Source organism: Sphingobacteriales bacterium (assembly GCA_016700115.1).
Lineage (GTDB): Bacteria > Bacteroidota > Bacteroidia > Chitinophagales > UBA2359 > UBA2359.
The window spans coordinates 2,601,238-2,627,732 of the sequence record CP064999.1 but is presented as its reverse complement, the minus strand read 5'-3'; the positions used below and the strand labels follow the sequence as shown (position 1 = coordinate 2,627,732).

The following is a 26,495-nucleotide window of genomic DNA, read 5'->3' as shown; positions in this document are numbered from 1 at the left end:
AAAAGCCATATTTTGAACAGAACGAAATTTTTATTCCGATAAATTTCACATTTTATTCTAATAAACGAGGATGATTAGCTAAACGTCTCTTTCGCTTTGTTTTTGTTGTCGAAATAAGCTTTTACCGCTTTTTCTCCAAATGTATAAAAAACCACGGGGGTAACAATCATATCCAGCAAAGTGCTGCTGATTAACCCTCCCAAAATAACGGTAGCAACGGGGTATAGTATTTCTTTGCCCGATGCCTGAGGATCTAAAGTCAGGGGTATCAAAGCAAGTGCGGCAACAAGCGCAGTCATCAGAACCGGCACCAATCTTTCGAGCGAACCGCGAACAATCATTTGACGGTTAAAGGATTCGCCTTCGTGCTCCATGAGGTGAATGTAGTGTGAAATCATCATAATCCCGTTTCTCGATGCAATCCCTGTCAGCGTAATGAATCCCACCATCGTTGCAACAGAAAAAGTGCCCCCGGTAATCAAGACAGCCGCAACACTTCCTATTAATGCCAATGGAATATTGAGCATAATTTGCAAGGAGATTTGCACGGATTTGAAGTGCGAATAAAGGACAAGGAAAATGCCGATAATAGAGAAAATGCTGAGAAACAGGATGAAGCGCGAAGCAGATTTTTGGCTTTCAAACTGACCGCCATATTGTACGAAATACCCTTGCGGCAGTTTTACCTTTTCGGCAATATTGTTTTGGATCTCCTGAACGGTTGTGCCTAAATCTCTTCCTTGAACGTTACAACTGATGGTGATTTTGCGCTGTGTGTTTTCGTGCATGATACTGTTGATGCTCGTTGTGTTTTCGATGTCGGCAATTTGTTGTAATGGAATTAGCGTTCCATCGGGGGCATCAATCAAGGTGTTACGAATAGATTCTATGTTGGTGCGCTCTTCTCCGGTGGTGCGGAGCAGGATATCAAAAGTCTTGTTTCCATCCAAAATTTGTCCGACAATTTTGCCGTTGTGAAAAATCTCCAGGTCTTGTGCTACTTTACCTGACTGTAATCCGTAGCGTTGCAGGGCATCGCGGTTTACTTTGATGAGCAATTGCGGAACCATAACTTGTTTTTCGATTTGCACATCCACCACACCGGGAATGGTTTTAATGGTTTCTGAAATTTGATTGGCATTGGTGCGCAAGTCGGTTAGATCACTGCCAAATAGTTTGATGGCTACTTGGGCACGAACACCTGAAAGAAGATGGTCTAAACGATGCGAAATGGGTTGCCCTACGTTGATGCTTACTCCTTTAAGGATGTCTAATTTTTTGCGGATATCGGCAATAATCTCATCTCGGTTTCTGCTAATATCCGCTTTTAGTTGCACATCTATTTCAGAATTGGAAACGGGTTCTACATGTTCGTCCAATTCAGCACGTCCGGTTCTGCGACTGACAAATTCCACTTCGGGAACCTGTAACATCAGTTCTTCAGCCATTGTGCCTATTTTGTTGCTTTCTTCCAAAGAAGTTCCCGCAGGGGTAGAAAGGTTGATGGTAAAAGAACCTTCGTTGAAAGGAGGTAAAAACTCGGTTCCGAAAAAGGGAACGATGCTGATGGATGTGATAATTAAAAGAACCGCCCCGCTGATTATTGTTTTGGGTCGTTCCAAACCCCAATGAAGCAGTTTGGTGTCGTGTTTTTTGAGGAAGCGCACCAATCCGCTTTCTTTTTCGCTCTGTATTTTTTTACTTCCAAGCAAACAGGAACACAACACAGGAGTTACCGTAAGCGAAACAAGGAGCGAGGCGATGATAGAGGTAATATAAGCAATGCCTAACGGTGCAAAAATCCGCCCTTCGATGCCCTGCATCCAAAACAACGGAAGGAAAACCAATACCACAATTATTGTTGCATAAACAATAGAATTTCGCACTTCCCTACTTGCTTCATACACCACTTGTAACAGCGGTATGGGAGTTTGTGAAAGATTGTTTTCGCGAATTCGCCTGAACACATTTTCGACATCCACAATAGCATCATCCACCAATTCACCGATGGCAATAGCCAATCCCCCAAGCGTAAGGGTGTTGATGCTAAACCCAAAGAATTGGAAAATGATGGCAGTAATGACCAACGAAAGCGGAATAGCGGTGAGGGTAATCAGCGTTGTACGGATATTGAGCAGGAATAAAAACAAAATGATGACCACTAAAATAAATCCATCGCGCAAAGCAGCTTCTACATTCGACAAGGCGGCATTGATAAAATTCTTCTGCTGAAAAATTTTAGAATTGAGTTGGATGTCTTTGGGTAAAGACTTTTGCAGTTCGTCCAATGCTTTCTCTACTTCGTTGGTAAGGGAAACTGTACTAAAAGCAGGCTGTTTTTCGATGGTAAGAATGACAGCAGGTTTACCGTTAATTCCGGCATCCCCTCTTTTTTGTGCCCCGCCAAATTTCACCTCTGCCACTTGCGAAAGTAAAACAGGAAGGGCATCGCGGTTGGCTACGACCGTGCTTTGTAAATCTTGTAACGAATAAGCCCTGCCTACATTTCTGATAATGACCTCCGAGCCGTATTGATTAAAAAACCCTCCGGTGCTGTTTTGGTTGGTGAGCGTTAAAGCTTTGTCAATATCGTCAATAGAGAGGTTAAACTGTTTCAGTTTTGCCGACGAAATCAATACCTGATATTGCAAACGCTCGCCGCCGATAGCAATTACCTGCGAAATACCTTTGATGCTCATCAATCGTCTGCGAATGGTAAAGTCAGCCAAGGTGCGCAATTCGGACGGAGAAGTGCTGTCGGCCGAAATTCCCACCATCATTATTTGCCCCATTACGGAACTAATGGGTCCCATTATGGGGGTAATGCCGTTGGGTAACTGAACCGTCTGCAGTTTTTCGGCAACCAATTGCCTTGCTCTGTAAATATCGGTGTTCCAATCAAACTCAACAAAAACCATCCCGATACCAATTGCCGAACTGCTTCGAACATCCTCCACATTTGGAGCGCCATTCAAGGCTGTTTCAACAGGCAACACTACCTGAGTTTCGATTTCTTCGGGAGCCATACCGTTGGCCTCCAAGAAAATTGTTACCCGAGGACGGTTAAGATCGGGCAACACATCTACCGGCAAATTGATGATGGTGAAAACGCCATATACCACAAGCATTGCTGTAAAAGCAAGTACAAAAAGACGATTTTCGAGAGAGAATTTTATAAGTTTATTTAGCATGATGTTTTTTAATTTTCAATTGGCAAGTTTTTCAATTGGCAAGTTTTCCAATTGGCAATTTGCCCATTGCCCATTGCCTATTGCCTATTGCCTATTGCCTATTGCCCATTTGCCTATTTGCCTATTGCCCATTTGCCTATTTGCCTATTGCCCATTGCCTATTGCCCATTGCCCATTGCCTATTGCCCATTTGCCTATTTGCCTATTGCCCATTTGCCTATTTGCCTATTGCCCATTTGCCCATTTGCCCATTTGCCTATTTGCCTATTGCCCATTTGCCTATTTGCCTATTGCCCATTTGCCTATTGCCCATTGCCCATTGCCAATTTGCCCATTGCCTATTGCCCATTGCCCATTGCCTATTGCCCATTGCCCATTTGCCCATTTAAATATCAATACTTTTCAGGGTTTTGTATCATGTGATTTAAAAGTTTTCCAACCTCTTCAGATTTGGAGAAGAGGTCTTTAAACTGAATTTCGGTCATGTATTTACAGGCAAATGAAAATTCTAACCATGTCTGAGTTTCTGTATTTTCCATATCCGCATCACTTACTTTTGAAACGAAGTGGGCGGGGTATTGTCGTTTTCTGTAACTCTCTGAAAGATTAGCACAAACACTCCTACTGCTGCGTCTTATCTGATCGGTTAAAGAATACTTTTCTTCTGACGGAAACCTTTTACTTTCTTCAAAGATTTCCATTGCCAGCCGAAAAGCTAACTTATACGCCTTTGTATCCTGAACTCTTTTAACTGCCATAACTTTAGTTTTAAAAATAACCATTTGTTAATAGTAAATTGCCCATTGCCCATTGCCCATTGCCTATTGCATATTTGCCCATTTGCCTATTGCCCATTGCCCATTGCCCATTGCCCATTTGCCTATTGCCAATTGCCCATTTGCCTATTTGCCAATTGCCCATTTGCCCATTGCCAATTGCCCATTGCCCATTGCCCATTGCCCATTGCCCATTTGCCCATTGCCCATTGCCCATTGCCCATTGCCCATTGCCCATTGCCCATTTGCCCATTGCCCATTGCCCATTTGCCCATTGCCCATTTGCCAATTGCCTATTGCCTATTGCCCATTGCCCATTTGCCTATTGATTCAAATAAATCATCTTGAGTTGATAGCCCGAATTGTTAACCACTCTTTCACCCTCTTCGATGCCTTTGAGGATGCCGGTATGAGTGCCGTTATTCTCACCAAGTTGCACGTATCTGACAGTGTATGTTTCTGCTGCGTCTTTGATGAATACGACAGGTTTGCCGTTAATCTCCGTAATTGCCGAATTAGGTAAAGCAATTAAATGGGAACTTTCTGAGGCGAAGACACGGATATTGACAAACTCACCGATTTTAAAATCGCCATCGGGGTTTTTCAATTCAAACAATACTCGTTGAGATTGATTGGTGGCGTTGATTTCCTGTGCCAAGGAGAGCAGTTTGACATCGCTCGTTTTGTGGCTGTCGTTGTTGACACATTCGATGGTAAACTTTGCACCTTCCTGCACTTTGTGAGCGTCTTTATCAAACACCTGCGCTTCGGCATAAATTTGTTTCAGGTTGGTGATGGTGAACAGAGTTTGTCCTGCACTAACCGTTGAACCGATAGACAAATTGAAGTTGGCAACAACTCCGCTGATTGGGGCGGTAAGCGATATGGTTTTCCCTAAATTACCCTTAAACAACCGGAGATTGGTTTCGGCTTTTTGCAAACGTGCGGTGGCTTCGTCCACATCTTTTTTGGCGGCTATGTCTTTAATCGAATTTAACCGGTCGAACTCTTTTTTGGCGGCATCATATTCGGCAGCAAGGGTGTTTTTTTCGGCCATAAAGCTAACCTGAGTTTCCGCATCTATGTTTTGTTCGATAACGGCCAATTGTTGTCCTGCCTTAACCTGCCCCCCTACACGAACATTGAGGGAAATAATTTTCCCGTTTTGAGGCGTGCTGACTATTGCCTGACCGTTGCTGCTGGGGATGATTGTTCCGAACAATTTGGTGCTGCCGGTAAAAGAACCAACGGAGATTTTCTCGGTAAAAACATCGAACAGGAATTGGGTTTCTTTCGGAACATGAAAACTGTTTGAAAAATTGTTTCCGGTTTTTGCAGCCCCGTGATCATCGTCTCCGTGGGCTATATTGTTTTGAACAGGTATCAGCCAATAGGTAAACAAAAGCAGACAGGATATGAATTGCTTTCCGGCTTTGGTGTTTCGTTTTTGCAACAATAGTCCAATGCCCAATCCCACTACGAGTGCAGCAAGAATGGCTAACCATATCTGCCAATCACCCAAACTAAAGTGTTTGTGCGCTTCCTCTTCTTCGTGTGGTATTTCCATTCCTGCATCAATATTGGACAATAGAATGAGGTCAGCCCCTAATGCACTGTTTATGTTAACCGCCAATGAATACTTTTTCTTTTCGGGAAAAGTGGTTTCAACGGTGTAAGTCCCTTCCCCGCTTTGTTCGACAGTAAAAACAAGTTGACTGTCTTCTTGTGCAGCAATTTTTATGTCGGCTTTATCAACAGGTTTGTTGGTTGCATATTCGCTTACAAACAAAGTAAGGTGCGTGGGTTCACCTATATGAATATGTTCGTAACGGATAAGCAACTCGTATTTATCGGAGACCGCTTCTGAAGTTGAATACTTCTGCTCTTGAGCAGTTGGAGTTGGTGTTTCATCACCGTGCGTATGATCATCTCCGCCTCCGGCAATTAGCAATTGGCAATTGGCAATAAGGAATATCAGCAGCGATAATGTTTTAAAAGATTGGCTTGTTTTCATTACTTTCCTGTTAAAAAGTTTAGGCTAATCACTGATTGATTAAGGGAACGAATTGTTTCCAGATATTTTACCTGAATATCAAAGGCATCCGACAGCGTTCTTAAGTAAGTGATGTAGTCGGTTTGACCTGCCGAAAACATTCTTGACGAGGAGGATATTAAATCATCGGCTTGTTTTAGGGCTACCTTTTCGTAAAAATCTATCGAAGTTTGGAATTTTAAGACATCGCCTTTTACCTGATTCAAACTTGCAGCGAGGTTTTGGCTTTGCCCCAAAATATTTTGCCCGGTGATTTCCACGTTGGTTTGTGCGGCTTTGATTGTGGCTTTGTATTGCCAAAACCAAATCGGCACATTTAGTCCCACGCTAAACCTCAAGGGTATGATCGTGTTCCTTAGTCCTTGGTTCATATAGCCAAGGGTAAAGCCGGGTAATGCTTTGGTTTTTTCTAACTCCAAAGATTTTACAGCCACAGATTGCGCCTGAATTTGGTATTGAGCAAAGGGAGTGTTGACGGTTGATGAACTGTCGGAAACAAGGTCGGACAGTAAAAGCGCAGTGTTCCCTTTGGCAAAAGGCGTAGTGGAAATACTGTCGTCAATACCTGTGTATAATTGCAGTTGTTGTAAGGCAATCAGGGCATCGGTTTGGGCTTGGAGGTAGCGGTTATGCACCTCGCTATATTGTGCGGCGGAATATGTTTTGGCAACAAAATCTATCTGCCCGGCTGTAAACTGACGGTTGGCAGCATCGGAAATGTTGAAAAAGATGCTGTCCTGTTTTTTCAATTGTTGCAAGATTTGATTGGCAAATTGCAGGTGCAGGTAGGCGGTCTTCACCCGTTGCCTGATGTCTGCTTCGGTGATTTTCTTTCCTTTTTCTGCCAACAGGGTTTGCTGTTTCGCAAGTTCTCCTTGTTTTATATATACTGATGGGAACTCGAAAGACTGCAACACGCCAATTGTCATAAACTCTCCTGTCGGGCTTTCCATGACGATATCGGGGTTGGTAAGATTAAAACTTTTTCCCTCCAATTGCCTGTGCTGTTTCACTTGCAAGTCGGCAGCTTGGAGAAATGGGTTGTTTTTTAAAGCAAGATCAACGGCTTCCTGCTCGGATAAAAGGGTTTGAGCAGTTGCAGCCGATGTATAAATTATGCTAAAAAAAGCCAATAAAATGGAGGTAATATGTTTCATTTGTTGAGTTATTTACCATTGATTTTTCGCCTGATTGCAGGGCGAATTCCTTATCCTCCACTTAAAAAGTTAAGTGTAACAATGGAATTGGGAAGCAGAAATGTGTTTTTGGGTGCATCATTTCATTTCATTTTGCAACAGACATGGGAATTTGTCAAAAAGCAATAGAATGCCCTGCAAATCGAAACTCTTGTACAGAGCAGCTTAAGAAATGAAAACCGGCGATCCTCTAAGCCCGTTGGGTAACGGCAAGTAAGTTAGATTGGGAGGGGGGAGGTCGGGGAAAAATCGCACCTCGTCAAAGAATGGTGTAAGAGATGATTGAACTGTTATTGCTTCAATCAATAAAAGATTGAAGTAATAGCGGGAAATGTCGTTAAATTTGAAGGAGGGAGATACAACGTAATCTTCATAATGAGAAGGGTGGACGAAATGAGTGGAATGATCGTGTCCTTCGTTTTCTTGGCTATGATGAATGTGGGAGGTATGCTCTGATTGGTGGTGTCTGTCGGCTTCCTCTTTGGTTTCGTGGTGGTGGTGAGGGACAAACAAATGCACAAGCATCATCAAATATGCTGAAAATATACCGGCAAATATGAATTGATTTTTACGCATTGTCGCAAAGTTAGCATAATATTCTACTTAAAAGTTGTTTTTGTTCCTGCTTTTACTGTTTTCGACTTTGGGATTGATTAGAATAAGCCAAATATCGAAGGTGTTTATTCCCTTTAGTCTGTTAGAGTGTGTAATGCCGATGAGTTTATAGGTTTCAAGATTTTGTATCGCAACCTTAGTAACAGAGTAATATCTTATCATCTCAACCTTATTATCTTATTAATAAGGTAATAAGGTTAAAGAGTTTACTTGATGCTTTTTTACTAAGGTAATAAGGTTTTCCCCTCTCGGGATGCAAATTTTAAACTACCGTATCTTACAACCCAAAGGGAAAAACTTGTTCCATAACCTTTAGGCAGAACACATTGGCACCATCGTCATCTCTCTGTTGAATCCCTACGGGATATAGATGCAGTTATTCTTCCACATTCCAAACGAAGAATAGAATGAGAGGCAACCGCATTCCAAACAAACTATAGAAAATACTATCGCTGAATGGTGATTTTGCTTTGGCTGCTATGATTGCCGTTGGAAGCCTGCAAAATGTATATCCCCGATGGAAGATTTGTCAAATCAATATTGGAGGCGTTGGCGACTTCTTTTTGACTAAAAACAGTTTCACCCAATAGATTTACAATTTTAACTTCTACATAAGGGATGGCTTTGGGAAACTGAACAGTGAAGTTTCCCTGACTCGGATTGGGGAAAATGTAGGTTGCCATTTCTTCGTGAGCATCCAAACCGGTATTCAAATCAAACGACAGGCGGACGATTTCATTGGTGTTGGCATTGACATACCAAATCATACCATCAGGACCTATTTTTACACCCATCACTCCGGGAGTTCCGGTGGGTATTCTTCCCAACTCAACTCCGGCGCTTCCGGTGATGTCGTAAATAATGATGTCGCCATTGGCATGATCGCTCACAACCATTCTATCGCCCACTATATCAATTCCTGATGGCTCTGACAAACCCATATCTACATAAATATCAAAGATAGCATTGGTATAAGAAGAGTATTCGACAATTGGTTCGTGTGGTTCGAGGTTGGTTAAAAATGTCCCCGAAGTGGCATCCAATCTGACAATTCGCTGACCGCCGAAATCGCAGTAATACACCATGTCGGTGTTTTTATCGTAAACAATATCGCTGATGACATGATGGGTGGGGTCGGCTTCTAAAGTTGCCTGTGGAAATCGGCGAACGATTGCATCGGAATGGTCGGAGTGTCCGGGGCCATGATCGCCTGCAAAATCATAGCGCACGATATCGCCCGAATACCCATCGGTTACCCAAAATACATTTTCTTTTTCGGCAGCAATTCCCATGCAATGCGGGCTTTCGTGTACCATATCCAAATGGCTTCCGTTAAAGCCCGAAGGTTGGGCATAAATGAGGGGGTCGCTGCTCCAAAGGGTGGGGCCGGTAAAAGGTTCACCACCATCGTGATTGGCATCAAAAACGCCGGTGGAAGTAGCAAAATTTTCATTTTCGCTAAATTCAATACCGGTAGGCAAACTCATAAAATGCCATGCGTTTCCATCTTGTTTCCATTCCGAAGTCTGGTTCAAAAATCCGGCATTTTGAATGGTAACTGTACTTCCTCCGCTATTTTCAGTACCTTTATTGATTGCCCAAAGTTCATAACGGGTAAGGATGGGATGAAAATCCAAATCGCGGGGGGTTTCCAGTTCATTAGCAGAGGAGGCGACAATTGTTGCTACCGGAGTTTGCCCGATGAACTGGTCGAGATAATTTGGAGTTGGCGGGCCTACTATTACCGACTTTGTAATGATATCATTGCTCGGATCCATGTCCGGATTACCGTTGAGATTGCTTGCCCAAAAGGATACGTTAAAAGTTCCTAATGTGGCAATCCAGGGTAAACTTGTAATAGCTTGGTATTTGGTGAATGGGCTGATATTCAAACCGGAAATGGTTTCAGTAACCGGCACACTCCCCTCTATCTGATAATTCAAATCCAAAGAGGTAATGGTGTTGGAACTGTAATTATACAAAATAGCTTCTATGACTGTAATCCCCGGATTAATATAACTGTTCAGATTTATTTTTTGTGCGCCCATGTTGTAGGCAAGCGGCTCATCGGCAGTAAACGGAAGGCTTGTACCCGGGTCATCTCCGGAGCCTGTAAGTTCGCTGTAAACCGGAAACCCATTGATTAGAATGGTAAATTTAGCACCATAATCGCCCCAATCATCGGCATAAAAAATATGATAGTCTGCTCCTTCTGTCAGGCAGAAAGGGCCGGATGTATAGGTTTGGTTATTCCCATACCCACCGGGTTCCTGATCCTGATTGCCTGCACCATCGCAGCCCACTGCTGTGTTTCCGCCGCTTGCTATGGTTCCATCACCACAGTCGTTGGTTTCGGGCAGTAGTTGCCAGTAAATTTCATATCCGTAATTATCGGTTTGAAGCTGTATATATACTTCCACTTCACCGGTGTTGCATTGTGCCCAAACTTGTGTGGACATACCAAAAAACAAAAGCATCGCGTAAATAACTTTTTTCATTGCGTGTGTGTGTTTTGTTGGTTACAAAAGGGGTAACCGTCCTTGGTTGAAGTTCAATTTTATTGTTCGATGTGCCGCCGGCATCCCTTTGCAGCCAATGTTTCAACAAAGATACAAATTCAATCAGGATTTACAATTTTAGACGGAAGACAGCTTTAACATTCGCTTTCAAAACGATTATAGTGGGCAAAGGTAATCAGGTTGCGATGATAAGATTTTACCCTGTTACTAAGGTTGCGATACATAATCTTGAAACCTATAAAACCATCGGCATGACACATGCTAACAACCGAAAGAGAATAACTTATCCCCCCACCCCCCACCACAGCTAATCTTGCAGAGGTTTTTCTCCCGAAGATTTTTGCACAGAGAAAAATAATATACTCTGTGGTTCTCTGTGCTGCCTCCGCGAACCTCTGTGATAAATAATAGCCGGGAATAAAGCAATAAAGCACCGGTACTCCGTAATACCCTCAATTCCGGCAAAAGTCGGAACACCAACCAAACCCCTGCAAGATTAAACCCACAGAGGTCAGTAAAGACAAAAATATAAATTTTAAGCACTTACAGCTATCAGTTAAGACAAATAGAGAGGTCTATTTAAGTTACAGAGAAAAACTTAGACAAAGAGATGTTTCTGTAACTTACTTTGATAGCAGTTAAAACAAAATAATTACTCTGTAATCAGAATTGAGGTCAGTTAAAACAAAAAAATGTCGCTGTAACAAAAATAGATAGTAGTTAAGACAAAATAATTGCTCTGTATCATCAACAAAAGTCAATTAAAATAAACAGATAGCTCTGGGAGTAAAAAAAAAGTGAAAAAAAAGTTGGGTAGCGCAAACTTTTTGGATTTGGTTTGCGTTTTAATGGCAGATAGCAACAAATTTCTTACCGATAAACTAATTTGCCATGCCAACACCCCTTCCAGATTGGAGTTATTTGCGCAATGTGTTCAACAATGTGACAAGCAGTAATTTCAAACGCATGTTATCGCTTTCGGCCGACCACAAAGCAAAACTGTTACACAACAGCCTAACAAACCCCGACATCAATACTTTGTATCTGCTATTTGAGCCGATACATACGGCATTTACCAATAAATATACTGCCGTTACCACAAATTTTGGCGCATATAAAAGCGCAACAAAAACCGTAGAAACGCTTGCCGCCGAATTGAGTAGTAAGCATATTAAATCGTGGGATATTAAAATTCAAAACGTTTATGAAGATCACACTGCCGAATACGAATTAATCATGCACAACGGGCGCGCTCCTTTTCAGTCGGGCACTTACGAACAACGCCTTTTGGCAGTAGAATCCCTGGCAGAATCTTTAGCATCTTATCCTTTGCTTTCCACCGTTTTAACCTCGGTTCAGGCTTTTGCAACAGCATTTAAAACGGCACGCCTCAACCAACAAGCATTGGAAGGTGCCGACTCGAGTTTGCGCGTCGAATTAGAGCAAGCCCGCGAAGACCTTGCATTGGTGATGCACCGCATTTTTGGTCAGCTCATCTTTTTATTTGCCGATCAGCCCGGCATTATCGAATCTTACTACGAACTTCAGTACCTCAAAGCCCCCGTGCCAAAACCAAATCCAAACCCGTCAATAAATATCAATGCCAATAGCCGTCAACAGGCTATGGAAGGGCTATTTGTTAGTACCGACAATTTTGAATTGGAAAATACAGGCGATAATCCTTTAGGATTTTTCCTCACCGAAGACGAACTGAACCCCACGCCCGACAACTTGATGGTGATGCAACCCGATGCGAAACAAGTCTATTCCACCGCCGAACTTAGTGATACTACCACTCCTCGCAAATTGCTTGTCGTTAATTTAAACAGTACAGCAGGGAAATTTAAAGCAAGGCTGGTGCAAGAAGAGTAGCTTTTTTTGATTTGCGATTTTAAATTTTCTCCCTTTAGGCAGTTAGATACGGGAGTATGAAACTTGCAGCACGAGAGGGAAAATCCTTATTATCTTAGTAAAAAAAGCATCAAGTAAACTCAAATATCTCATTGCCCTATTTTCATTTCAACCGACAAAGGTTTGGGATAGATAGGTATCCCTATGGCATTGGGTTTAATCTTATCATACAATTCCACCTTAAAAATTCGACAAGTTACCATCAACACCAAAGCCTCTTTAAGCCCGTCAAGGCCAAATTAAAGACAAAGTGTTGCGATTTGATTAACTTTAAGTGAATAAACTTCGACTTAAAAGGCTACATTTATGTTCTAAAATCATTTTCAGACATAAACCTTTTAGCATGAAACAGTTTTTACTCACTATCATTTTCTTGTTCGGTCTGTTTTCCTTTTACATTCAAAAAGCCTTCGGGTCATCATGCTATCAAATTTGCACGACCGGTGAAACCGACATAGTTTGGTGTCCAAATGATTTGAGTTTTAACACCGAATCACTTCAAGTGGTAGATTTGCGCTTATTGCCTGTTAAAAAGGGGAAATTTCATTACATAGAAGGTCAGCTTTATGTAAAGATTAAAGACCGTGCCCATGTTAACATAGAATATAAAAACGGGCAAAATCCCAATATCAGCAGATGGAAAAAGCACATTTCTCAATATGGAATTACCAGAATTGAGAAAGCATTTCCACGTTTGCCGGAAATGAGCCAATATTATCGTGTTGTTTTTGACCGCAGCGACTTAACAAATGATTTGCTCAAAGATTTGAGCAGCTATTCCTATGTGGATTTTGCCGAAAAGGTACCCCAACATCAAAAGTTCCTCACTCCCAACGACATACACCCCAATCAGTACAATGTGTTGATAACCCAAGCTGAACAAGCATGGGATATTGTTACAGGCAGCAGCAATATTGTAATCGGTATGGTGGACGATGCCGTTAGGCTTGACCACGAAGATTTGGCAGCAAATATCTGGGTCAATACGGGCGAGATTGCCGGAAATGGAGTAGATGATGATGGAAACGGCTATATTGATGATATAAACGGGTGGGATGCTGCCGACAACGACAACGACCCCAACCCACCGGCTTCTGCCAATGACAACAATTTTTCGCATGGAACACACTGTGCCGGAATTGCTGCAGCCGTTACCGATAACGGTTTAGGAGTAGCTTCCGTAAGTTTTAATGTCAGTCTGATGGCAGTAAAAATTGCAGATGATGCTACCGAAACACTCACCGGTGCCATGCAGGGCGTTGAATATGCAATTGCTGCCGGAGCAGATGTCATCAGCATGTCTTGGGGAGGCGGCGCACCTTCGGCAACCGAGCAGGCAGTGTTTACAACTGCTCATAATGCCGGGATTGCCTTAATCGCTGCTGCCGGAAATGACAATACCGATGTGTTGATGTATCCTGCATCTTATGAACATGTGATTAGTGTGGGAGCATCTGACGATGCTGACCTAAAAGCAGGGTTTTCCAACTATGGCGACAGTATAGACGTGATGGCACCCGGTGTCAATATCTGGAGTTCTGTGGCTACTACGACAAGCTCTTATACTTTTTATGATGGTACTTCCATGGCATGTCCTTATGTATCGGGATTGGCGGCATTAATGCTTTCTCTTGATCCCAACCTTACTCCTACCCGATTAGAGCAATGTTTGGAAGAAACCGCCGACAATATTGATGCGCTCAACGCCGGTTTTGAAGGGCAGTTGGGTGCAGGAAGGGTCAATGCGTTTCAGGCAGTATTATGTGTGCCGAGCGAGCCGCTTGCCGCATTCAGCGCCAATTTCTTTGGAAATGCCTGTGCCGGTAACCCCATACAGTTTACCGATTATAGTGGAGGAATTGACCTTTCGCAATGGGAATGGTCTTTTCCCGGCGGCGTTCCGGCAAGCAGTACCCTTCAAAATCCTGTTGTAACTTATGCAGCAAACGGCACCTACAATGTTACCCTCATCGTTACTAATTATTTAGGGGTAGATACGCTTACAAAAACCATAGTCATAGGACCACCCACCGCTACCATTGGTTCTGATACGCTCATAATTGCGGGATACCCGGCTTATTTGAATATCAGTTTTACCGGAACTCCCCCATGGAGCGTAACTTACAACAATGGAACTACTAATATTACGGTGGATAATATCAACCAAACACCTTTAATTATCCCCGTTTTTCCATCGCAAACCACCAATTACACCATCGTCAGCACATCCGATGCCTATTGCAACGGAGTACCTGCAGGTAATGCCATGGTAACCGTTGACGGTGCTTTAGATGACCCCGACAGCCCCTACTTCCTCGTCCAACAAGTGCTTTTGGGAGGAGGATGTTTGAGTGTTTCCAATGTTCAATACACCGGTCATCCCGATGCGTTGGGCTATTTTGAGCAAACCCCCAATCTCGATATAGGATTTTCAGAAGGAGTTTTGCTGACCACCGGTTACAATAGTATAGTTTATGGACCGGACAATGAAGAAGGGGCAACAGAACCCGGAGGCGGTATGGGATTACCCGGATATGCCGACTTGAATCCTTTGGTTTCTCCGGCTATAACTTATGACGCAACAGTCTTGGAATTTGACTTTGTACCATCAACCGATAATATTTCATTCCGGTATGTGTTCGGGTCAGAAGAATATCTTGAATTTGTCGGTACGGGCTTTAACGATGTTTTTGCCTTTTTTATGAGCGGACCCGGTATTGTAGGGCAACAAAACATCGCCCTTGTTCCCGGCACTGCCATTCCCGTAACCATCAACAATGTCAACGACGGAAGTTTTTCAGCTTATTACATCAATACCCCCGATAATGCAGCCTATACTCAGTTAGATGGGATTACCACAACATTGACCGCTTCTAAAACAGGCTTAATTCCTTGTGAAACCTATCATATAAAATTGGCCATTGGCGATGCCGGTGACCATATCTTAGACTCAGGTGTATTTTTAGAAGCCAACAGCTTTAGCGATGGCAGTGCCATTGACGTTCAGGCTTTTGGTTCCGTTCCCGGTACAGTTCAAACCTACGAAGGTTGTGCTTCAGGCCAGTTTGTGTTTATCCGTCAAGACCTCAGCACCCTCAATCAGGATTATGTCATCAACCTGACCGTTTCGGGTTCGGCTATCAATGGTGTAGATTATGTTTCAATTCCCAGTTCTGTAACTATTCCTGCAGGTGATACTACTTTCACACTTATTATCAACGCCTTTAATGACGGGCTTCCCGAAACAATAGAAACCATTACCCTGCTGCTGACAGATATCCAATGCGATTGCACCTTTACCCCGCTCAATGCTACTTTGCTCATTTTCGACAACCTCGAAATAGATGCCGGCGAAACCGTCAGTATTTGCCCTGGTCAAAGCGGGCAATTACAAGCAACGGGGGGAACCAATTATATTTGGTCGCCTGCCGCTTCGCTCGATAATCCCAACATTGCCAACCCTGTTGCCTCGCCCGATGCCACAACCTGGTACACCGTAGAAGGTACCGATGCTTTTGGATGCCAATCGGTCGATTCGGTCATGGTGTTTGTCTTTAATACCCCCTATTTCCCCAATATCAGTTTAGACACAGTGATTTGCAGCACTGACGTAGCAATAATCCCGTTAGAAACAGTAACTCCTATATCAAATTATGATTACCAATGGATTCCTGCAACAGGTCTTGACGATCCCTTTAGCCCTAATCCCACAGCAACACTGACCGAAAGCATTGTCTATTCGCTGATTGTTACCAATCCACAGGGTTGCTCTGTTTCTCAAACAGTTACCATAGATATCAATGCAGTCAGTACTTCAGTGGAGTTACAAGATGCCGCTATTTGTCCGGGAGAAACTTACACTTTTGATGCAGGCAGTTTCGCCACTTACTTATGGAGCGATGGCTCATCCGGACAATTACATACTGTCGGAACTCCGGGAATTTATAGTGTTACGGTTTCAGATGCTGTAAATGGCTGTTTTGCTTCTGCATCGGCAGAAATAACTTCCCTCCCTCAACCAACTCCAGTCATATCAGGGGAAACCACCTTTGTTACCGGGCAAACCACTTTGCTGCAAGCAGACACAGATTATGCTTCTTATCTTTGGAGTACGGGCGAAACATCGGCCTCCATCAATGCCGGAACTGCCGGCACTTATAGTCTTACGGTTACTAACAGTGATGGATGCAGCGGAAGTACTGCTATCAATGTAACCGAAATTATCGTAGCTCCTTATATAATCCCAACTGCATTTTCGCCTAACGACGACAACGTAAACGACGGATTTATGGTCATAGCCAATTCTCAAAACATCAGTGCTGTTGAAATGACAGTTTATAACCGTTGGGGTCAGGAAATGTTTTTCAGCGACGACCTGAATAAATCATGGAACGGAAAATACAAAGGAGTAGATTGCGAAATCGGCACTTACGCCTATTTTGGAAATATTACTTTAAGTAACGGTGAGGTGAAAGCATTTAAGGGCAATGTAACACTTATCAGATAACTCGAACTACCCATTATATTAATCAGATGAGCGCTTAAACATTGCAAGGCAATCCTCAAAATCTTAATGTAAAGATGGAAATGCGAAGCACAATATTCAATACTATTCAAACTTCAACCTAATGAACAGAAAAGAATTCTTAAAAGCAATGGGAATTGCGGGCATCACACTTAGCTTACCCGCATCAAAAATGTTTAGCGGTCGTTTTCGTCCATACATTTCTGATAGTTGTGTGTTGATTCCCTCCGAAACAGCAGGTCCTTTCCCTTTAGATTTGACCACTAATATCTTTTACTTCCGGCAGGATATCCGCGAAGATAGGGCCGGAGTTCAGTTTAATGTTCGGCTAAAAATAATCGGTAATGTAAATTGCGAACCCATGCCCGATGTACGGGTCAATATCTGGCATTGCGATAAAGATGGAAACTATTCGGGTTATGGAACTCAAACCGGGTTGACCTATCTTCGCGGGTATCAGATGACTGATACCAACGGAGAAGTGGAGTTTATCACCATACTTCCCGGATGGTACAATGGCAGAGTTTGCCATATCCACTTTCAGGTTTACGTCAGTTCTGCTTATGCGGCAGTTTCGCAATTTGCTTTCGACCAGGCAACAATTAATACCATTTATGCAGCAAATCCTACTGTATATACCAAAGGAGAAGACCCCTTAACTCCTGCTACCGACAGTATTTTTGCTGACGGTTATTCTTTGCAAGTTGCAACAATTACCCCAAACCCTGTTACCGGAGGCTACGATGCATATCTGGAAGTAACTGTACAAGGAACCGGAACCACAGGCGTAGGACATATTGAAAAAGAAACCGCCAAACAGGTTACACTTGGTCAGAATTTTCCAAATCCTTTTTCCAACAAAACCGTCATCCCCTTTGAACTTCACCGCCCCGCCCAAGTAAAACTCGAGCTTTGGAATCTAAACGGCACAAAAGTCGCCACTATTGACAAAGGCTATTTACCGGCAGGCAACCACTCGGTAGATATTCAACTTAAAGACTTGAACCTTCCCGTTGCTTCATATGCCTATCAAATAGCAATCCAAAACGAGGCTGGCACTTTCGTAACTTATAAATTAATGACCGGATTATTTTAAAGATTCTTGTTGCCATTGCTAAGAGTAGAGACAAGACATGCCTTGTCTCTACAACAGCCCCAAAAAAAAAATCCCCGCCTGAAATTGCTTTTAGACGGGGATTTGTTTTTAGAGGGCTAATGCCTCTTATCAGTTAAATCGAAGCCGGTTTATTGACCTAAAATTAACTTATAGTTTTGAACATCTCCATTCGCAGTAGTCAGCCTTGCGATATAAATACCGGCAGGCAGGTCGTTTGCTTCAAGGGCTATATTAATAGTTTCACCGGCATTGACGATACCATTATACAGTTCTCTGGTTTGCTGACCATTTACACCATGTAGAGTAACCGTAGCTCCTGTTGTTTCTGCTACACTAAAGGCAATATTGGTCTGACCGACAAATGGGTTGGGATAAGCGGTGATACTTGACATTTCACCGGCTTTACCACGGCCACGAGATTCTTTTGGAACCCAGAACCATCCATAAGCACTCTGTCCGTCTGTAGAAGTTATATAAACAATATACCAACCTGTTTGCAGCCCAGAAATATCTTCAGTGGTAGCACTATATCCTAACGGTCCTTCCCAAGTATAAGTATAAGGTGGAGTACCCCCTGCAACTGTAATATTAACAGCACCAGTGCTAGTACCATTATCCACTGTAATCAGTGAACTTACGATTGATAAGTCATTGATACTTGTAGGCAAGTTAGAATATACTGTTTCACAACCCACTGCATCGGTAATCGTTACTGTAAATATGGCATCATCAGTGTAGAGAACATTGATGGTTCCGGGTGTAGGTACACCATAAGTAACATAAGGCGTAATATCCCATTGGTATTGCAATGGCATAGTAAACGAGCCTGTCAGGGTAATATAACCGAAGTTGAAGAATGAAGAAGTACTGGTACCTGCTTCATAAACCAATGTAAACGAAGCCTCCATATCGCAACCGATACACAAGGGCTTAAGAACGTCGTAAGTATAGGTACATCCGTTTACAGCAATATCTACTGCCATATTATAATCACCATCTCCGGGAACTTCATTGGTCAAAGGAGTAAGATAGCTGATATAAGGGCATTCCGGTGTTGAGTAGCTATACGTACAAACGAAATCGTTAACATTGATAGTCGGCATTTGCGGAGCAGCATAGAATGTCAGTGTTAATGTTCCTGCGGGTTGAAGTGTGCCGGTAGCACAGGTGCCCATTGCATAGAGGGTATATGTGCTAGGAGTACAACCGGTTGCTGTAAGGTTTAACGGAGCGTTTTCGTCAACAGGTTGAGTATAGTCGCTATCGTAATACCAATACACATCACCCAACCCGGGCATACCACCGGTGTCAAGGCTGCCTTCAAAGTCATCAAAGTCGGCTACTAAACCTTCACAGGCAGAACCTGTAATGTCAGATGGAATATAGCACACATCACAGGCCGGTTTTTCAATCTGATAAGTTACGGAACATCCGCCGTTGGTCGAGGTGACAGTTACCGTACTTTCAGGCGTACCCAAAACTTCGTTGGAAGGAATGGCCGGGATGAATGAAGTGGCAGGACAGGTAGCAGGCGCATAAGCGTATGTACAGATGGTGCCGGTGCTTGTTAAGACCAATACAGGTGCTTCGGGTGTCGGATAAATCACCAAAGTCATAAATCCGGCATCAAAAAACTCTCCTGTCGTACAGGTGGCTCTTGCCCATAAAATCACTGATTGCGGAGCGCAACCGGCGCCTGTATAGGTGGCTGTATAATCGGGAGGTGCCGGAACTGTATAAGTGGGATTGAGGAACCATTTGATGGTAAACACAGAGCCGTCGGCAGGATTGCCCTGATTATCCTGATAACCGATACTTGCTTCGGCAGCAGTGAAGTTGGGAGTTTCACCATCGCAAAGGAAGTCGGTAAAGGTAGATGGTGTTGAAATCACCTGAGTACATAAGCAACGAACATCAGCTTCCCAACCAATATCCGAAATGATGAAATCCGAAGTAAAGAAGAAGGTCAAGCAACCGCTGGGGTTAGAAGCTGTAAAAGTAGATCCTGCCCAATCACTTCCGGTAGCCGGTCCTGCAAGTGGTGTAGCACTTGGACCAAACGAATCATACACAGTCATGAAATCGAAATTGTTTTCGATTTGGAAGGTGTTAAATGTAACTTCTACCAAATCACCCGGGTTTTCGCCACAGATAATGTACCATCTGCGTTCCAAATCTACGTAATTTCCTGCTGCCCCTCCTGAATCGGTAAAGGTTTCGTTGCAACTTAAAATAGTAGGTTGGGTTTCCTCAATACAAAGGTCAAATGCTTCTTGTTCAAATGGATCGAATAAGTCCCATGCACGAACTATATAAGTTTGTCCCGGTGTTCCCTGGAACAACATTTCGTCGGCCGTATTATCCCAAAGAATTTCACATTGTTCAGCATTGGTTGCCGGAGCAGAAGTTGACAAACAGTTCACACAAGCAGGATTTGTTGCTGCCGCACCGGCGCAAAGACCATCCCACTGCGTATTACAACAGAAGGGGTCGGCAGCACAGATAGATGCCTGGCATGCGGGATCGGATGGGAAGCCGGGGCCGGGTTGTGCCTGATTACAGAACGGGCCTACAGGACCGCCTCCAAAATCTGCACAAGTACCGCTATATATTTCAAGACCTAATGGTGCAATCGGGGTGCCACCAATAAAAGCGAAGAAAGTAATATTGTCAATACTGATGGTAACCCAACCGCTTGCCGGCATCACAAAAGTGAACCAAACATCGCCGCCGAAATAATAGGAAGCCCCAAACTCATTGTCAAAACATTGAGGCCCTGAATCGGGGGAGTCACTTGCGCCCACTGTGCTGTACGTATTGCAGGACGGAACTTCTAAGTTGATCGCTGTTGCACATTCGTCATTGGTAACAGGTGGCGGCAAATCGGTGCAAGTCGCGGTTAAGGTGAAGTTACCGGTTGCTGAACCAAAGCCGGCTACCATCACATAATAAGTTACTCCGTTAAGAGCTGCAAAAGATACGGTTGATGGTCCAATACCGCCGCATCCGTCGTCATCGCCAATAACACAGGTAAATGCGCCGCAAGAACCGGTGTAAACGAAAAGTTTCGAGTCATACGTAGTTCCGGTACACAAACTAAGTGTTACAGCCTGATTGTTGGCAGTAAAGGTGTACCAAACGGCACCGGCAGTACTGGCTGCTGTAGTACAAAGAGGACCGTTACCGGCATTGGTAGCTCCAATTGTCGTACCTGTTACCGTTGCTCCGCAGGTAATGGGTATTGCTGTGGTACAAAGGTCGTTTCCAACCGGATCAATACAGGAAAGAGTCAAAGTAAAAGCACCAGTAGCTGTTCCAAATCCGGCTACCAGAATATAGTAGGTAGTGCCAGGTATGGAGGCAAAAGATACAGTTGATTGCAAACCGCAGGCATCGTCATTCCCTGTTACACAGGTAAATGCTCCGCAAGAACCTGTATATACAAATAATTTGGAGTCATAACTGGTGCCGATACATGTAGTTGCCTGAACAACCTGACCGGTTCCAACGAAAGTGTACCAAACACCACCTGCTGTACTTGCAGCCGTTACGCAAAGCGGCCCGTTACCGACATTGCTTGTGCCTGCAGTTGTACCTGTAACGGTTTGACCACAAATAAGCGGCAGAGCGTTTACGCACTCATCATTACTTACTGGAGGTGGTGGTGGTGCTAAACAACTTGTGCAGGCAGGATTAATCGCTGCAGCACTGGCACAAAGACCGTCCCAAGAAGTGTTGCAGCAATATGAGTCAGCGGCACAAATTGCTGCTTGGCAAGTTGGATCAGAGGGAAAACCTGGTGTTGGGAAAGGTTGAGCCTGATCGCAGTATGGCCCGCCGCCGCCGGCAGTAGAAAGGCAATTGGCACAGGAGGGGTTAGTGGCAGCAGCACCGGCACAAATACTGTCCCATTGGTTAGTACAACACCAAGAATCTGCGGCACAAATTACAGTTTGACAGGCGGGGTCAGACGGAAAGCCCGGTCCCGCTTGTGCCTGATCGCAATATGGCCCGCCGCCGCCGGCAGTAGAAAGGCAATTGGCACAGGAGGGGTTAGTGGCAGCAGCACCGGCACAAATACTGTCCCATTGGTTAGTACAACACCAAGAATCTGCGGCACAAATTACAGTTTGACAGGCGGGGTCAGACGGAAAGCCCGGTCCCGCTTGTGCCTGATCGCAATATGGCCCGCCGCCGCCGGCAGTAGAAAGGCAATTGGCACAGGAGGGGTTAGTGGCAGCAAGACCGGCACAAATACTGTCCCATTGGTTAGTACAACACCAAGAATCTGCGGCACAAATTACAGTTTGACAGGCGGGGTCAGACGGAAAGCCCGGTCCCGCTTGTGCCTGATCGCAATATGGCCCGCCGCCGCCGGCAGTAGAAAGGCAATTGGCACAGGAGGGGTTAGGGGCAGCAGCACCGGCACAAATACTGTCCCATTGGTTAGTACAACACCAAGAATCTGCGGCACAAATAACCGTTTGACAGGCGGGGTCAGATGCGAAACCTGCACCTGCTTGTGCCTGATCGCAGAAAGGTTGTGCTTGCGTTGATAACGCGGCAAAACACAACATGAGGATAAGCGTAATCTTTTTGATCATGGTTAAAAATTTTATGAATAAGTTGAAAGTTCCGAAATTTGGGAATTGGCAAGAAGTTATTTGGCTATTTTTTTTCTTTCTTCCAGTAAAGTAGCTTTATTTCTGAGAAGCTTGTTTTCTCTGATCATGTCCACAAACATTTGAGGACGGAAAGACACTTCCAATCTTAAGGCTTGATCTTGTTGAAATGCGAAATGGGGATATCGGGTATAAAAAGTTTCATACATTGCCTGAGTAGAAGTTCCGTATTTAATGTAGTCGGGTACCGGATAATTGGGGTCTAAGCGGTCATCTATCACATCGCGCATAAACTGTTTTAACTGCTCGTCTTTCATGTTGTAAATATCGGCCACTTTATATACTTTTCCATTGACGAGAATGGTTTCCTTACTGGATTTATTCTTTGAGTTAGCATTGGAATTCTCAGACGAAAGTACCCTGTCATTTGATGAATTGGATTTGGAATCAGCGGAGTGTTTTAAAGAGCCATTGTCTTTACTACATGCAAAAATCAGAGTTAAGCCCAAAAAGAGCAAGTAATAAACAAATGATTTAATTTGATGAAACATAAAATACAGATTAGCTTTAGGGGCTTAAAATTGTTTTGTATCAAAGATAAATAAAGTTGCTAATTTCCCAAAAAAAAATGATTTTTTTTTCAAGCTGCCTGCTTACAGATATATACAAATGCAGGCGGCATATTGAGCAAAGTAAAATGCAATTTTACACTGGAAAACATTTTTTCAAATTTTTTAAGTTGTAAAGGAGAATAGGAAAGGTGAACAAAAGTTCCGCCGGAAATCAGTGTTTTGGTTACTTCTGTTTCGATGTTTCGTGCAATATCTTTGGGCAAGACTACTAAGGGAACGGAAGAAACGATATAGTCAGCTTTTTCAAAGCCAAATTTTTGAAGATACTCCCCTATTTTTTCGGCAGAGTCACAAACCAAGTGGAGGCGGGTATCATTCACCTCTTTGTGTATCATGTTACAGAATTTTTCGTTTACTTCAAAGGAGATTAAAATAGCATCGGGATGCATTTTTTCAAGCATGGCCTTAGTGATGCACCCATCTCCGGCCCCCAATTCTACAATACATCTGGCTTTTATAAAATCTATTGGTGCAATGATGTTTTTTACCAAAAATTTTGAGCTGAAGGTAATTGTGCCTACTGTTTTGAGATTTTTAAAGGCTTCTGATAACAGGGTAATTTGTTTCATGCGTTAATTAATTAGCAGGAATTCAAAAGTTAAAAAATTGTGCTGAAAATATCTTTTTAACAGACAAAAACAGGTAGTTACAAATGTAAGAGGTTTTTGGTTATCTGTATCATATTATTGTAAAAGAATTCTAAATTACACAAAGAAAATTACAGCAATTGCCTGTTACCTGTATATTCATCATCAGGGAAAAGTAAAAAACAAGCATAAAAAAAGCCGCAAACACCCGAATTTGTTATGCAAGGTGTTTGCGGCTTTTATTTATTTCTTTTTGAACTCTATTTGTCTATAATGTTTTCAATTTCAGTTGCGTCATCAGCACCTGCAGGTCTTTCTGAAGGCAAGAAGGCATTGGAAAGCAAACTTAAAACGATGAGAGCAGCAGCAAGAGTCCAGGTTGCTTTTTCGAGAAAATCGGTAGTTTGTTTAACACCCCCCATTAAATTGGAAGAGCCTCCGCCAAAACCTGCACCTAACCCGCCACCTTTGGGGTTTTGGATGAGTACAACTACGATAATGAACAAGCAAATCAGGATGATTAGAATAGTAATGAACGAATACATAATATTACTTACGTTAATTTGTTTTTAATTTCTTGAATTTTGGCTGCAAAGTACGCCTTTTTTTCCGGAAACTTTATACATAAACTTTCATAAATTGCAATTGCCCTGTCATAATTTTCTTGCCTTGCATAAACTCTGGCCATTGTTTCGGTAATGTAGTTGTCTTCAATTGAAAAAACGGGCTTTGTTTTGGGTAGGTCGGAATCATCCAAAAAATTTTCTTCATCCTCTTTCGTTTCGGGCATTTCCTCCTTTTCCGGTAAAATCTGATCCGTTTGTTCATCTGTTTTTGGATCAAAATCCTGCTTTTGCTCCTGATTGCGATTCAGGTAATCCGCTAATCTTGATTTCAGGTTAGAAATCAGGTCAGAATCACTTTTTATACTATCATCAATGATTATTTGTGTGGAATCTAAAGCACCCTCTTCGTTTAACCTGTCAATATCATTAGCAATCATTTGCATCGCTTCCGCTTCAATTTGTGCCATATTAAAATCATCTGTATCAGAGAATTCTTCGTTTAAATCATTTGTATTTGCCAGAAAATTTTCGTGTAATTCCTGATCTACTAATTTATGAGCTTCTTCCTCTATGTTTATGGTATCCGAAGTCAGAGAACTGGATTCCGAATCGTCATCTTTAAGTTCATGGTAATTAACTATTTTGGAATGTTCTTCATTGTTCGATAAGTCTGAAATAATCTGCAACTTTTCTTCCTGAAGATAAAGCTCCGGACTTTCTGTTAGATGTCCTGTTTTATCGTTTTCAGACTTGTCTTCAGGTTTAAAAATCGAACGTTTAAGCCCTGAAGTCAAATTAAAATGTACGACATTTTCTTCCTCATCCGTTTCTGACTGAGCCGGTAACACTTTTTCTTGCTTTGTTTCAATATCCGGTAAATTGTCGGTGATTGAATGGTCAATATCCGGGTTCAGGTCTTTGTTTTTAACCGGCAGATTATAGGTTAACAACTGATGCAACTTTGTCCGGTTGGCGGCATATGTGGCACATTTGGTCAACACCTGCTTTATATTTGTATTTTCAGGATGCAGCAAGACTTGTTGTGCCATTAAGAGATATCCGGTCTGAAAATAGGGATATTCAGATAGCATTTCGCGGAGTTCTCTGAAATTCACCTCTGTAATCTGTTGAGGTTTATCTATTGCTTGTAAAAGTTTTCGTTTTTCCATGATGCCGATTTTGGGGTTAATGTATTATTTCGGCTTAAAGGTAACTGCTTCGTATTATATTTTGCTAATTTTTTTATCTTTTTTGCAAAAAAAATTAGCCCAAAGGGGGATTTGCTTCAAAAAAAAGTTAAAAAAATTGATTGAACCCAATAGACAAAATTGGGGGTGCAAATTAAGAAAAAAGCAAGAGATGTGGTTTACCAATTCGCAAAGGCTTTATTAAAAACATCATCTACCAAACGGGTAACGATCAGGTCTATGAGTTGAGATTCAACATCAGCCAAATTGGCATTACGGTCAAAGTTTTCAAATTGTTGAAACGACTGACTCCAACTTTCTTCAGTGATACTATTATTATACTCTACTCTGATCACAATAGTTAACCGGTTTAATGCTGCCTGATCTCCTGCACCGGATGCTGCCGGCTCTACAAAATAATTGAGAATTGACCCTTTAAACTCTGCATGACCTCCGGAAGGGACAATATCTAACCTCGCTTCTGATGCAAATTTGGTTTTCATCTTTTCAACGATAGCCTGACTTAAGGAAGGTGCAACAGTACTCGACAAATTCGGAAAATCTTCGACACTAACCGTTTTCACGCCCGGAGCAATACTGATACCTTTAAAGGTATAACAATTAGTGAGTAACAAAGTAAAAGAAGTAATCAGGAATAAACTAAAACGAAGCTGCATATTGCAAGTCGGTTGGCAAACAGATGAACAACAAAGGTACATATATCAGGCAAACTTTAAAAGACCGGGCAAATTTTGAATACATTCTACTTATTGAAATTGCTTTGGCTTTTTTCTTTGAATTACTAACCAAACCCCTTAAAAAAAAAGAGTTCAGCAACTGTTATGCCTTCTCCGGAGGTGGTTTAAAAACTGAAAATGAACCTATATTTGGTTCGATATTAAATATGGTATTGAAAGATCTTTGCTCCATCATTATTGGAAATCACGAATTAAACTCAAATCAAACAGATCTCATAAATTTTTTACAACAGTTTTTTA

The 26,495-nt window shown here is 42.6% G+C and carries 17 protein-coding genes; 4 read left to right on the top strand and 13 right to left on the bottom strand.

Annotation, left to right across the window (positions count from 1 at the left end; all coding sequences use genetic code 11):
- Nucleotides 1-74 precede the first annotated feature (74 nt).
- The 5 genes from IPM47_09370 to IPM47_09350 form a co-directional block, all read right to left on the bottom strand.
- Entirely contained in the window at nt 75-3,191 is a 3,117-nt protein-coding gene (locus IPM47_09370; protein ID QQS31102.1) for an efflux RND transporter permease subunit, read from the bottom strand.
- Nucleotides 3,192-3,583: 392 nt separating this feature from the next.
- The gene (locus IPM47_09365) at nt 3,584-3,949 is read right to left on the bottom strand and encodes a four helix bundle protein (protein ID QQS31101.1); all 366 of its coding nucleotides are present in this window, start codon (nt 3,947-3,949) and stop codon (nt 3,584-3,586) included.
- 10 nt (nt 3,950-3,959) lie between these two features.
- A complete protein-coding gene (locus tag IPM47_09360; protein QQS31100.1) occupies nt 3,960-4,256 on the bottom strand; it encodes a hypothetical protein in 297 nt (98 codons plus the stop codon).
- Between the two features lie 33 nt (nt 4,257-4,289).
- A complete protein-coding gene (locus IPM47_09355; protein ID QQS31099.1) occupies nt 4,290-5,981 on the bottom strand; it encodes an efflux RND transporter periplasmic adaptor subunit in 1,692 nt (563 codons plus the stop codon).
- On the bottom strand, nt 5,981-7,177 hold the full coding sequence (locus tag IPM47_09350; GenBank protein ID QQS31098.1) for a TolC family protein: 1,197 nt from the start codon (nt 7,175-7,177) through the stop codon (nt 5,981-5,983). The genes IPM47_09355 and IPM47_09350 overlap by 1 nt, the downstream gene beginning before the upstream one ends.
- Here IPM47_09350 and IPM47_09345 point away from each other — a divergent pair.
- Nucleotides 7,169-7,345 carry a hypothetical protein gene (locus IPM47_09345; protein ID QQS31097.1) on the top strand — a complete coding sequence of 59 codons (177 nt, stop codon included), beginning with the start codon at nt 7,169-7,171 and terminating at the stop codon, nt 7,343-7,345. The genes IPM47_09350 and IPM47_09345 overlap by 9 nt on opposite strands.
- A 36-nt stretch (nt 7,346-7,381) precedes the next feature.
- Here the strand turns inward: IPM47_09345 and IPM47_09340 are convergent, their stop codons facing one another.
- Nucleotides 7,382-7,792: a hypothetical protein gene (locus tag IPM47_09340; protein QQS31096.1), complete on the bottom strand. Its 411-nt coding sequence runs from the start codon at nt 7,790-7,792 to the stop codon at nt 7,382-7,384.
- Between the two features lie 485 nt (nt 7,793-8,277).
- Nucleotides 8,278-10,329: a T9SS type A sorting domain-containing protein gene (locus IPM47_09335; GenBank protein ID QQS31095.1), complete on the bottom strand. Its 2,052-nt coding sequence runs from the start codon at nt 10,327-10,329 to the stop codon at nt 8,278-8,280.
- A gap of 912 nt (nt 10,330-11,241) precedes the next feature.
- On the opposite strand from IPM47_09335, the gene IPM47_09330 reads away from it, so the two are divergent.
- From IPM47_09330 to IPM47_09320, 3 genes are all read left to right on the top strand, one after another.
- Nucleotides 11,242-12,222, top strand: coding sequence for a hypothetical protein (locus IPM47_09330; protein ID QQS31094.1), 981 nt, complete (start codon nt 11,242-11,244; stop codon nt 12,220-12,222).
- Nucleotides 12,223-12,604: 382 nt separating this feature from the next.
- Nucleotides 12,605-16,768: a choice-of-anchor L domain-containing protein gene (locus IPM47_09325; GenBank protein ID QQS31093.1), complete on the top strand. Its 4,164-nt coding sequence runs from the start codon at nt 12,605-12,607 to the stop codon at nt 16,766-16,768.
- Between the two features lie 121 nt (nt 16,769-16,889).
- A complete protein-coding gene (locus IPM47_09320) occupies nt 16,890-17,882 on the top strand; it encodes a hypothetical protein (protein QQS31092.1) in 993 nt (330 codons plus the stop codon).
- Between the two features lie 149 nt (nt 17,883-18,031).
- On the opposite strand, the gene IPM47_09315 is transcribed toward IPM47_09320, so the two are convergent.
- The 6 genes from IPM47_09315 to IPM47_09290 form a co-directional block, all read right to left on the bottom strand.
- The gene (locus IPM47_09315; GenBank protein ID QQS31091.1) at nt 18,032-22,507 is read right to left on the bottom strand and encodes a T9SS type A sorting domain-containing protein; all 4,476 of its coding nucleotides are present in this window, start codon (nt 22,505-22,507) and stop codon (nt 18,032-18,034) included.
- Between the two features lie 56 nt (nt 22,508-22,563).
- A complete protein-coding gene (locus tag IPM47_09310; GenBank protein ID QQS31090.1) occupies nt 22,564-23,076 on the bottom strand; it encodes a hypothetical protein in 513 nt (170 codons plus the stop codon).
- A gap of 89 nt (nt 23,077-23,165) precedes the next feature.
- Nucleotides 23,166-23,726, bottom strand: coding sequence for a methyltransferase (locus IPM47_09305; protein ID QQS31089.1), 561 nt, complete (start codon nt 23,724-23,726; stop codon nt 23,166-23,168).
- Nucleotides 23,727-24,004: 278 nt separating this feature from the next.
- Nucleotides 24,005-24,289: a preprotein translocase subunit SecG gene (secG, locus tag IPM47_09300; GenBank protein ID QQS31088.1), complete on the bottom strand. Its 285-nt coding sequence runs from the start codon at nt 24,287-24,289 to the stop codon at nt 24,005-24,007.
- Nucleotides 24,290-24,297: 8 nt separating this feature from the next.
- Nucleotides 24,298-25,479, bottom strand: a complete 1,182-nt coding sequence (locus tag IPM47_09295; protein ID QQS31087.1) for a hypothetical protein — start codon at nt 25,477-25,479, stop codon at nt 24,298-24,300.
- Between the two features lie 197 nt (nt 25,480-25,676).
- Nucleotides 25,677-26,174 (bottom strand): hypothetical protein, encoded by a 498-nt coding sequence (locus tag IPM47_09290; GenBank protein ID QQS31086.1) that lies wholly within the window; start codon nt 26,172-26,174, stop codon nt 25,677-25,679.
- Nucleotides 26,175-26,495: the final 321 nt, after the last annotated feature.